11 protein-coding genes are annotated in these 11,545 nt (G+C 44.9%); 2 read left to right on the forward strand and 9 right to left on the reverse strand.

Translation table 11 applies throughout. From position 1 onward, the window contains the following. Positions 1-3: 3 nt before the first annotated feature. From holA to MHH46_RS24765, 5 genes are all read right to left on the reverse strand, one after another. Positions 4-1,023 carry a DNA polymerase III subunit delta gene (gene holA, locus MHH46_RS24745; protein WP_036677525.1) on the reverse strand — a complete coding sequence of 340 codons (1,020 nt, stop codon included), beginning with the start codon at positions 1,021-1,023 and terminating at the stop codon, positions 4-6. Between the two features lie 276 nt (positions 1,024-1,299). Beyond that, positions 1,300-2,556: an anti-sigma factor gene (locus MHH46_RS24750; protein ID WP_076193270.1), complete on the reverse strand. Its 1,257-nt coding sequence runs from the start codon at positions 2,554-2,556 to the stop codon at positions 1,300-1,302. Next, positions 2,553-3,101, reverse strand: coding sequence for an RNA polymerase sigma factor (locus MHH46_RS24755; RefSeq protein ID WP_036677530.1), 549 nt, complete (start codon positions 3,099-3,101; stop codon positions 2,553-2,555). Before MHH46_RS24755 ends, MHH46_RS24750 begins: the two co-directional genes overlap by 4 nt. A gap of 308 nt (positions 3,102-3,409) precedes the next feature. After that, entirely contained in the window at positions 3,410-3,646 is a 237-nt protein-coding gene (locus MHH46_RS24760; protein ID WP_038572950.1) for a hypothetical protein, read from the reverse strand. A 238-nt stretch (positions 3,647-3,884) separates the two neighbouring features. Next, positions 3,885-4,526: a bifunctional 2-keto-4-hydroxyglutarate aldolase/2-keto-3-deoxy-6-phosphogluconate aldolase gene (locus tag MHH46_RS24765; protein ID WP_038572952.1), complete on the reverse strand. Its 642-nt coding sequence runs from the start codon at positions 4,524-4,526 to the stop codon at positions 3,885-3,887. Between the two features lie 346 nt (positions 4,527-4,872). Here MHH46_RS24765 and MHH46_RS24770 point away from each other — a divergent pair, with 346 nt between their 5' ends. Then, positions 4,873-5,823, forward strand: coding sequence for a sugar kinase (locus MHH46_RS24770; RefSeq protein ID WP_076129690.1), 951 nt, complete (start codon positions 4,873-4,875; stop codon positions 5,821-5,823). A gap of 134 nt (positions 5,824-5,957) precedes the next feature. After that, positions 5,958-6,101, forward strand: coding sequence for a hypothetical protein (locus MHH46_RS24775; RefSeq protein ID WP_405132528.1), 144 nt, complete (start codon positions 5,958-5,960; stop codon positions 6,099-6,101). Positions 6,102-6,368: 267 nt separating this feature from the next. On the opposite strand, the gene MHH46_RS24780 is transcribed toward MHH46_RS24775, so the two are convergent. From MHH46_RS24780 to MHH46_RS24795, 4 genes are all read right to left on the reverse strand, one after another. Then, a complete protein-coding gene (locus MHH46_RS24780; protein WP_076179378.1) occupies positions 6,369-7,385 on the reverse strand; it encodes a LacI family DNA-binding transcriptional regulator in 1,017 nt (338 codons plus the stop codon). Positions 7,386-7,457: 72 nt separating this feature from the next. Next, a complete protein-coding gene (locus MHH46_RS24785) occupies positions 7,458-8,576 on the reverse strand; it encodes a hypothetical protein (protein ID WP_076193265.1) in 1,119 nt (372 codons plus the stop codon). After that, on the reverse strand, positions 8,573-9,112 hold the full coding sequence (locus MHH46_RS24790) for an RNA polymerase sigma factor (protein WP_076193263.1): 540 nt from the start codon (positions 9,110-9,112) through the stop codon (positions 8,573-8,575). Before MHH46_RS24790 ends, MHH46_RS24785 begins: the two co-directional genes overlap by 4 nt. 133 nt (positions 9,113-9,245) lie before the next feature. Beyond that, positions 9,246-11,309, reverse strand: a complete 2,064-nt coding sequence (locus tag MHH46_RS24795) for a glycosyl hydrolase 115 family protein (RefSeq protein ID WP_256717217.1) — start codon at positions 11,307-11,309, stop codon at positions 9,246-9,248. Between the last annotated feature and the right edge of the window lie 236 nt (positions 11,310-11,545).

Here is an 11,545-nt window from a genome sequence, read left to right on the forward strand (position 1 = left end):
AGCTCAGACACCTAAACGCAGCATGAACAGCTCCAGCCCTAGAACTTTGTCTATAGCCCCTGTTTTCATTTTATAATCCAGATCCGCCAATGCACTTAAGATTTGCCGTAATCGTTCACTGGAGAACTTATGGGCCTGCTCCCCAGCAAGTTTAACCGCATATGGATGCAATCCGATCTGTGACGCAATCTGTCCCTGCGAATAACTATGTGCTGATAAATCCTTAACCTGCAAAATAATGCGGAACTGCCGCGCAACCAACGCTGCGATCTTGATCGGTTCCTCACGCTGCTTCAGCAGCTCATATAATGTATCAAGCGCCTTATCAAGACGCAGATTAGCGATATCCTCAACAAGCGTAAACACATTTTGTTCTGTTCCACGGTGTACCAGACTCTCTACGGCCCCCGCATCTACAGTGCCGCCCTTACCAGCGAATAAACAAAGCTTGTCCATCTCTGCAGATAAACCTTGCAAGCCTGTGCCTGCATTCGTTATAAGAATTTCTGCCGTGCCAGGTGCCATTACACAACCCCGCTCACGAATTCCTTTTTCCACCCAGCGCAGCAGCTCTTCAGCTCCCAGCGGATTAAAGGCTAATACTGTGCCCACTGATTTGACAGTCTTCACAATTTTTTTACGCTCATCCAGCTTATCATTATTCACCATAAAGACGATTACACTGAAGTCTACAGGATGCTGCAAATAGTCACTTAAAAGATCTATACGATGCTCCAGTTTGGCATTTTCTTTGCCCGCTGTAAATAACGAGGCATCCCGCACCAGCAATAATTTACGTTCTACCATAAATGGCACAGTCTCAGCTTCTTCTACCACAGCCTGCACCGGCGTCTCAGAGAGATCAAAGGGAATAACTGCGAAATCACGATCCTCTTTAGCAATCAGCTGTTCTTCCAGCAGTGCCGTGAATTCATTCATTCGAAATTTCTCACTGCCATATAAAACATATAACGGTGAGATCTTCCCTTGTTTGATTTCTTTTATCGCCGTTTTGGCATCCATCCCGCCACTTCCTTTTCCATTCATCTAGCCCATTTTGTCCAGAGTTCTATTGTAGCAAAAAAAACTACAAAAATGCATGCAAAAACGGAGAAACTCTGGCAGCCATGGCCAAAGCCTCTCCGTTTAAGCGGCGCATCTATATAAACGACGGAGTGCGAAGCTCTAGAAACTCCACATCCGGCGGTCATACCGATGTTCTGCAAAACCTATACTTTCTAGTTCCTGTCCTGTTGATATAGTATATTCAGAAACTTCGAAAAAAGTTCCAACCCCACTTTAATTTGTTGAAGATGAGGTTGGAGTGTTCGTTGGTGTCGCCCCAGGGGATGCAGCCGGACTTGAAGAAGCTGCTTCCTGTACAGTGTACACCTTGGTTACATTCACACCATCTTTTTCAGTCACGTACGTAAACTTCGAGCTGTCCGCAGACCATTCACCAGAAATCCAATTTCCTTCCAGCGGATAAGAGTTTACGGCTAACCGTTCTTCCGTTGAGCCCGCTGGCGACTTCTTATAAATCACAAGCTGCAGCCCAACAAATTCTATAGCATACTGACCATCAGGGGAAGTCCAGGTCTGCACATTAGATTCATCAGAACTGCTTAAGCTCATAACTTCCCGTCCATAGTCATAAGGAATCTTTAAAGAATCCTCCATCAGCGGAGCAGAATCAGCTGCGCTGTCTGAATTCATATCAGCAGTTTGCTCCTTATTATCCACCTTTAGCTGATTGCTACTGGCATTACTAGAATCTGAATTTTGAGATTTCGTGGCGACATCCTGCTTTGGCGAAACAATTTTCTCTGTAGGCTTAGGATCTGCGCTTTGAGGCGGTTCGGTGATCGACCGCCCTCCAGCTCCAGCTCCCGCATCAGCTGCATCCGCCGGTGCACTTGGCATCGAGGTAGGGTCCACTGGTCCCGTCGCTCTATCTAAAGCGGCGTTATCTTCGTTCATCTCTGGTGCATCCGTCTTATACTGGGCAGCGCCCTCGTTCTCTCCACCAGCTGCAGGTGAAGCTCCATCAGAGTTAGCAGTAATAGAAGCTTGTGATTCCATTGCTGTATCCTTAGTATCATCGCTGGCTGTTTTAGCACTATCCTGCATCCTTTGTTCTACTTCTGCCCCAGGCATTTTATCGGGCATATTAAATATTGCGATCCCTAATAGAACGGCAGCTGCAATAGCTCCAATGCCTGTCCGTGTTGCTATAGAGGTTCCCTTGGAAGGTTTACCGCGGGAGCTTTCACGTGAAAATGGGACAACAACCGGCTCCTCAGATCTCACAGCACTCTGTTCACGACTGCTTCGATCCAATTCTGCAAGCTGAGGTAAAATAGAGTCAACCAGACTAAACGGGGGTTTCACGTCTGGCAACTGCTCCAATTCATTGGAGAGAAGTGTCAGGCGCTCAAAGACTTCCGCGCAGGAAGGACAATTATCGATATGACGGAACATCTCAACAATCTCATCTTGACTCAAATCTTTGTCTAAATAGCGGTGCATCCATTCCATCACCTCCGCGCATTTCATCCCGATACACCACCTTTCTGGTACTCCTGAAGTCTATTCTGCAGTTGCTGTCTAGCCCGAAATAAGTATGATTTCACTGTATTCAAGGGCAAATCCAGACAATCTGCAATCTCGTTGTAAGAAAAATCCTGTAAATAGCGCAGGACGATGACTGTCCGATGATGCTCGGGCAATTGATCAATCGCTTCGCGTATATCCTCAGCTAAATAAGAGGATAGAACCTCACGTTCCACATTGTGTTTATCCTGAAACACCATTTCATGTTCATCAATAGAAACTGTAGGTTTAGTTCTTCTGAATTTATCAATGCAAATGTTAGTGACGATTCGCTGAACCCACGTTTTGAACTGGGCCTTCTCCTCATATGAGCCGATTTTTGTATAAACCCGGATCAAGGCTTCCTGAGATGCATCTAACGCATCTTGTTCATTATGCAAAATGTAGAAGGCCGTTTTATATACATGTCCTTCAATTTCTCGCAATAGGGTGATTAGAGCGTCGCGATCGCCCGCTTGAGCGGCTCTGATGAGTCCCTGCTCCACCACGAAGGTTCCCCCTCTCTATGCAATCTTACTGACGCGCAAGACTGCGAATTTGTTGCAACCGTGTAATTAATATTTTTAGAATACCAAACTTTTCTTAGAACGTCATGTTAAGCCAGCCGTTACAACGCGCTATCCCGCATTGCACAGCCAATAATTCCTACTAAGCATACAGGGGAAACAACAATCATTCAAATACTCTTTTTCACTATCTTAGTAACAAAAATGACATCAAAAGAAACGGCCTATCCCCTTGTCGGAAATGAAGCCGTCTGTCTTAAATATTACCCTCCGGTATCGAGCAAGAAACTCTATTTATAGAGCGCAATTTTGCAGAGCATGAAGACCGCGTAGTTTTCCCTAGTCTCATCATCCACCACATAGGCTTCTCCATTCTCAAATAATTGAGGGTTATTGTAATTGCGCTCTAATCTGTAGATCTGCCCTTCCGTCACCTTACAACCATGGAATGCCGACTCAATTTCTACGTACTCAGCATCATCTTCATCCGCTGCTTGATACAGCTTTTTATCATTATAAGCAGGCATATACTCACTCCCGGCTGGATAATAAATCCTGACGTTCAGTCCATGTATCACTACTCTTCTATTATATAGTTTATTATCTTTATCCCGATTCTATACTTTCTAAAAAGCATAGAATAAAAGGAATATGGACAGCTCAAAGAAAATCAACATAAAAAGGCTGCATGGCCAACGTTTGTCAGCCACACAGCCTATAAATAAAAACGCGAATCTGGATTTCAATCTCCGTTCGAACTATACATTAAATCCCTTTTATTTCTTTAAACTTCGCCACATATTGGGCAGCAAGATCGGTAATCTGATCATATCGGCCATTCTTCGCCGGTGCAGTCAAATTCCCCCCAATGCCCACAGCCATGCAGCCGTTTGCAATCCACTTCTCCATATTGTTCAAATCCACGCCACCGGTCGGCATAATATTTACATGTGGCATAGGACCTTTAACCGCTTTTACATAATCCGGACCGAAAGCACTGCCAGGGAACAATTTAAGCACATCCACGCCGTACTTCAGCGCTTCCTTCATTTCATTTAATGTCATGCAACCAGGCATATAGGGAATGCCGTAAAGATTACACATCTTAGCTGTCTCCACTTCAAAGGAGGGACTAACGACAAACTCTGAACCTGCAAGAATGGCTATTCTAGCTGTTAAGGGGTCCAAGACAGTTCCGGCGCCAATCACCGCACGACTTCCGTACTCAGCAACCAATCTCTTAATCGCCACATCCGCGTCTGGTGTAGTAAAAGTTACCTCAATATTATTTAGACCGCCTTCTATACAAGCAACGGACATCTTAAAAGCTTCCTCAGCACTATCTGCTCGAATAACCGCTACAACCCCGACGGATGCCACATTCTGCAATACTTTCATTTTCTTCATCAGTAGACTCCCTTTCTCTTGGTACGATCATAGATAAACAGGAAATACTTTTTTAGATAAACTTTTTTATTTAATTTACTAATTATTGCGTTTTGTTCTATAAGGAAATAGTAATAACAATACGATTAACAGTCAATACATTTTTATTACATCAGGTGGAAATAAGTAATAAAATCTAAGAAAAACCTTTATAAAACAAGGGTTTATGGAAACATTATTTTCTTTTTACGAAAAAAGTTTTTTGGTTAACAATCATTCTTTTATTGTACAAAACCGATTTATGTGATAATTTCAAATTACAAATCATTATACTGGGATAAAATCATTACCCTAGGAGGAACTAAAAATGAGTAAACAGCTGGATGCCGTCACTTTCGGGGAGCCGATGGCGATGTTTTATGCGAATGAGGCCGGTCCTCTGCATGAAGTATTTTCGTTCTCCAAAGCATTAGCAGGTGCAGAAAGCAACGTGGCTACAGGCTTGTCGCGATTGAATCATCCTACAGGTTATGTTACGAAGCTTGGCGAAGATAACTTTGGCACATTCATTGCTCAGGCGATGAAGAACGAGAACATTAATACGGACAATATTACTTTTACTAAAGAGTATTCAACAGGCATGCTTATCAAATCGAAAGTGGTTACCGGCGATCCAAAGGTCGAATACTTCCGCAAAAACTCCGCGGCCTCCACGCTTAGTCTGGAGGATTTCGACGAGGCCTACTTCAATTCCGCAGGACATCTGCATGTTACAAGTATCTCCGCTGCTTTGTCCAAGAGCTGTCTTGAATTTTCTATTCACGCTATGGAATTTATGAAGAGTAAAGGAAAGACGATCTCTCTGGATCCTAATCTGCGTCCTAGCTTATGGCCGGATACAGAAACAATGGTGAGTACTATCAATGATCTGGCTACACGCTGCGACTGGTTCCTGCCGGGACTCGGTGAAGGTAAAATCCTTACCGGACTGAGCACACCCGAAGAGATTGCAGACTATTACCTGGAGCGTGGCGTAAGCTTAGTCGTCATCAAGCTTGGCCCTGAAGGCGCTTACTATAAATCCTCTGCTGGGGAAGGTTACGTGGACGGATTCAAGGTGGAGCAGGTTGTTGATACGGTGGGTGCAGGTGATGGATTTGCGGTTGGCGTAATCAGTGCGATGCTGGAAAAGCTTCCGATTGCTGAGGCCGTCAAACGCGGCAATGCGATCGGTGCGTTAGCCGTCATGTCGCCAGGCGATATGGACGGACTTCCCACCCGTGAGGAACTTGCGAAGTTTATGCAACAAGAAGTCTAATAATCGCAAAAAGACACAGAGCAGCGATTCTCCGTTATTGGAGAATCGCTGCTCTGCTTTTTGGGTTGCTGATTGGCTGCTATTGCTATGGCTATGGCTATGGCTATGCTATTTGCTATGGCTATGCTATTGCTATGGCTATTGCTACGGCTATGGCTATTGCTACGGCTATAGCTATGGCTATTGCTATTGCTATGCTTCAGCAGTGTAATCACTTCGCTCTGGGGCTTTCGGACCCAAAAGACGCTATTTGCAATTTTTTTACCTTTGCGGCGTAGTTTCGGACTCCAGTGACACTATTCCTTATGAAAAAGGGCATTTAGCATGTTTTCCATGCCGATAGCTGCGATGGGGTCCGATAGTACTCCAAATATGGGATTATACTGCATATAAGGTCAGCTGAGTCCGATAGTGACTTCCTACGCGAGAATATTACCCAATCAAACCCAAGTTTAGTGTTTAGATAAAGTTAGGTCCAATAAAAGGGGAAGTGCCCAACAAGCTAAGAAATAGCTGCTGGGCACTCCCCTTTTTATAGTTCAAACTTATTTGTAAGACTTCACCGACTGCCCTTGCTGCAAGGTCGGCGGGAAACGGTATGTAATTGGAACAGAAGCTCCCTTATCCTCGATACAAGAGAGTATAATCTTGGCAGCCTGCATCCCCATCTCGTAAGCAGGCTGACGGATTGTCGTAATGACCGGATTATAAATTTGCGCGAATTCCGCATCATCTATCCCGATGACCGACAACTGTTCTGGAATAGAGATGGCATTTCGATTCGCATATTTCAGAATTTCCGCTAGTGTGATGTCGTTCGTAGCCAGCAGTGCAGTTGGCGGCTCCGGCAGTGCTAATAAGTGTTCCAGCCCCGAAGCTAATTCCTCTTTGGATACACTGCAAATATACTCCTCACGCAGCGTTATGCCCGCTTCTTCCATCGCTTTTTTGTAGCCACTAATCCGCTCTTTCCGAGGGGTAATCGCATGCTCCCCAATTGGAAGGGACACCAGAGCAATCCGCTCATGGCCTTGCTGAATTAGCTGCCCTACGCCTATCTTTGCCGCCATTTCATTATCCAGCAATAGACTCTGCGTGGTGATTCCATCTACTAGACGATCCATAAAGACTAGCGGGAAATCAGCCTCTACCAGCTTGCTATAGGCAGACGGGTTATTCCCTGTAGGAAAAATAATCAGCCCATCCACCTGACGAGCGATTAAGGTTTCTACATATTTGCTTTCTTTCTCCGCATTCTCATCTGCGTTGCATATGATCACTTGGATTCCGTGATGCTGCAGCTCATTCTCAATCGCCCGGATACATTGGATTGACAGCGTGTAGTCAATATTAGCTACGATGATCCCGACCATATGCGTCCGGTTCTGCTTCAGACTGCGCGCCAGACCATTTGGCTGATAATTAAGCTCTTCAATTACGGCCTCAATCCGGTTTTTCGTCGCTTCGCTCATATATTTAAAACGTTTGTTCAAAAATTGGGAGACCGTACTTTTCGAAACTCCCGCTTTTTGAGCCACATCATCAATCGTTAACTTCTTCATCGCTTCGGCTCCACTCTTCTCAAAAGAAAATACTTTATCAAAAAGTATAGCTTTTATTTAGTGAATTATCTACTAGGGAGTCTGACTGTAAAATTCCTGATACAGCTCATTTTGTCGCTCTTCTGATAAAAATGCCCAATCTTCATCTATCCACCCTGGTCCACCTTTCGTAAGAATATCCGCTTTACAAAGTTCCCCATTCATCTCATATTCCATGGTTAACGATTGTCCATTAATGTCTCTAAATCCAATGGTCGATGCAGGTGTTTGAATGCTTAAGGTCTCCATATCATAAAGCACTGTTTTATCTTGGTATGTCTTATCTACCGGGTATTCTAGGTAACTAAATACGATCTGGTCATGCTCCTTATCCACTGCGATTATTGACTTATATTCTAATAGCTCCCAATCAAAGGACGTAAGCTCTTTCGGTACCACAGATTCCCCTGTCGCTGCTTTTTTAACATTTAGAATAAAAAATCTACCATTCTCCATAATGCCTGAACCTATAGTCTTCGTATAGGTAAATAGCAGAGCGTAATCGCCCGCTCCAAAAAATCCACTCAAATATTGATAAGTACTTGCCCCTCCTGCATAAAGAGGTAAAGTATAAATCCTAGTAGCTGAAGAAGCCGATAATTCCGTCTGGTCCTTCGAGCTCAGGTAAAGAGTTAACGGTTCTGTAGGATGTGTGTACTTTGGCTTCTTGTAGTCCACCATCGGGGGTGGCGGCGACCAAAGGATTCCCGCTGTTGTCTCAACGGCATACGCTTTACTCTTATCTCTGTTCATTGGCAAAGGCATGTAGTATTTCTTACCGCTAATCTCAAATTCTACTGGACTTGTCGGAGGCTCTATTGCTTTATCATTAGTTGCAGGACTAGAAGAAGGCAGTATGCCTGCGCCTTGTGACTGAACGGATGACGAATGAATTGGCCCTGTGTTTTTCCATATGCCCATAGGGAAGGTAAGCGCACCTATCAACAAAATCGTAGCCAGACTGGTCAACACCACATTTTTATTTATCCAATAACGTTTGTAAGCTGAACTTTTATTCGCAGCAGCCTGTTCGATCCGCATCATTAACTCAGGCGTAAAACCATCTTCAATGAAAGGATTTTTGCCTGCTTGCGCATACCAATCCGTCTGCCCGATCATCACTGGATTACTATCATCCGTGTTGCGTTTCATTCCCTCTCCTCCTTCTGGATAGCCTCTTTAACCTTCTCTCTCGCCCGCGCGAGCCGAGATTTCACGGTTCCTTGTGCTAAATTCAGCAAATCTGACATTTCGGCAATGGATAATCCATGTTGAATATCTAGCACAAGCACCTCTCTGTTCTTCTCTGGAAGGGTCATAATAATTTCCCAGATCCGGTTCGCATACTGATTGCCAAGGGCTTCTTTTTCCGCAGAAGGTGCATTAACAGCAGTAGGTTGATCACCCAAAGCTATGAATCTGCGCCAAAAGCTATTTTTGCTCCAACTGAAGGCCGTATTTCTGGTAATCGTAAGCAGCCAGGTTTTCATCGAAGATTGCCCCCGGTATTTTCCAACATTCTTGTACGCCTTCAAAAACACTTCTTGGCTGATATCATTTGCCTGCTCTCGACTTCTAGTTAAGAAAAAAGCATAATTCCACACATCCGAGCCATACGCCTCCATCATTTCCCGCAAACTCATTGCGGGCGCGTACGGTGCTGTATATGGTATATCTTCGCTTAGCATGTTTCGCCTCACCCCTTGCCTAATAAGACTTTCCAAACTTGAAAAAGTTCCCTGTAAAATAAAAAATAGGTCATTCATAAAAAAACACCACCGATGAACGTTTAAGCGTTCACTAGTGATGTGTGGATATTTTTTAAAGAGAGCTGAATTTCTCCTCCAGCCGCCGTGCAAGCTCATCGTCCGGTAACGGATTACGATGCGTATTTTCCAGATAGATATGTTTTTCGGTCTCGGGCATCAAATATTCCTTATACCATAGAAACATATCCGGACTATCCCCCTGAATCCGCAAAAATTTACGGGCCGTTTCTACATGATCTATAGTGTTGGCAATATTGGTCAACCAATCAGCCCGATAAAAATGCTTCCACTGGCCGATCTCTGCCCGTAAAAGAGCCTGCTGGCCCTCCTTATAATCCCAAACCGCATGAGAAGCTTCGATAAACGCCTCTGGAAATCGCTCTTCTTGGTAACACATATACGCCTGGCAAAGAGAGGATAACCCTCTGCACCCGCTCCAATGCAGCTCAATTTGAACTAGCAGTTGAACATGCAGCCTGTTTCTCTCTTTTTCGGGTAAAAGTTCCATCACCTCTTGGCACTGCTTTCGCAGCAGATACCAGACTAGTACAACTCGCTCAGCTCGATCCCTGAACCATCGAACCTGCTCTACAAAAGGAACATCCCCTGCGGCCCAGCGCAGTCGCTCATCGCTCTCCGTCTTATTTTGCAGCCAATGCCCTATAATCTGCCTTGCCGGATGATGATAGAATTCATCGCCTGCGCGGTCGTCAGCATTAGGACCATATACTATGGTGTTTTTGAAGTAGCTTTTGTACAATTGTGCAATTCGCCCCTGCTGCGCTGTGTAGAAACGGTTAACGAAGGTCTGAAGCTGTTCATCAGCATCTGCTGTTCCATCCATCCACAACTTTGCTGTCAGATCTAATGTATAGAGATGAGGCAAAATATTCCCTGAATTCACTAGCAGATATTCACTAGCCCCTGCCGCAAATGCCCCCTGTAATTCCTCCACTATAAAGGACGGATCCGTTGGGAATTGTGTTAGATGATTGGAGGCCTGCAAGTCGTGGAAGGTGACGTGGTAATATACCCCGTTTTTGCCTTGATCTCCTGCCTCGGGTAGAGCAGGCACGCGCAGATTCAGATGGCCATGTCGTCGCGACACCATTTTACCGTATCCGTTATCCGCCCATATTTTAATAACACCTTCTGGCACTTCGATCTTTCCTTGTTTATACAGCTCCGCAATTTCTCCGTACATCGCCATACAGCACACAGGCTGGTCCACATATTCACAGATCATATCGTATTGCTTGCGAACTACAAATGAGATCAAATCGCCCCGTTTCTCCGGAGTATCAAAAGAGGGATCATTCTCCCAAAAAGGTTTATCACCCTGTCCGCGGAAAGAGAGCACCCAGAGTGTTTTTTCATCTTTTTGCCGCTCAATGGCCTCTCTCCACAGCTTTTCAAACAATTCTGGATATTCTTTATAGCTGGCTTGCTTGCCCGGAAAAGCACGTAGGAACATTTGCGCGCCAAGCGGCTCCGCATGATGATGTGTGATCCACAGTCCCATATCCACCGCAAGCTGATGATGAATTCCGTTTCTCGGCAAATCCGTCCCGGGGATTACCATATTTCCACCACAGCGCAGCAGCGCTTCAAAAACAGGCTTCCATACCTCCGCCGTCGGAGGATAATCCTCCTTCCAGCCGATAAGACACACTTCATCATTCACGAACCAACCTCGGTAGCGTACCTTTGGCTGAATGCTGTTGTAATCAGAAATAGGTAAATTGATCGCATGTTTCTTAACAGGAGGAAGCTCCGCCCAGAACCAGAAGGGATCGACACCAAGCACGTGGCGGCTATAATGAAGCATCCCATAAATAATGCCCAATTCATCGCGGCCGATAATATGCAAGATCCGATCCTCTTCACTACCTGTAAAACGCAAACAAAAACCCTCCGCCCATTCCGGGCAGCCATCATCCTCTGTCGCATAACGAATAATTACAGTAGCTGCTGCTCCTTGTACCGGAGCTTTTCCGAACACCTGCTCATGATCCCTGGCGATCATCCGCCAAGCATATCCAATTGGATTACTGCGTTCCACTTGAACATCATATACACTTTCCGCTGTGACTCTAAATTCTGCATATGTATTCACTATCGCTTCATCTCCTAATTCGCTACAAAACACGGAGGACACAAGCTTCTCACCACCGCACTTTGCAACATAGTTTAAGTAGGCATAGAGTTTACCAGAATCTTCTATCTCTATTATAAAGCGTTTACATAGATTGTGCATGCGTAATAATTACTGGAGGAGGACGACGGCTACTGGATTAGAGCAGCTGGTGCTAGAAAGGACAACAGTTACTAGCATTAGAGCAGCTGGTGCTA

It is taken from the genome of Paenibacillus sp. FSL H8-0175 (assembly GCF_045040615.1).
Taxonomy (GTDB): Bacteria; Bacillota; Bacilli; order Paenibacillales; family Paenibacillaceae; genus Paenibacillus_AQ; species Paenibacillus_AQ odorifer.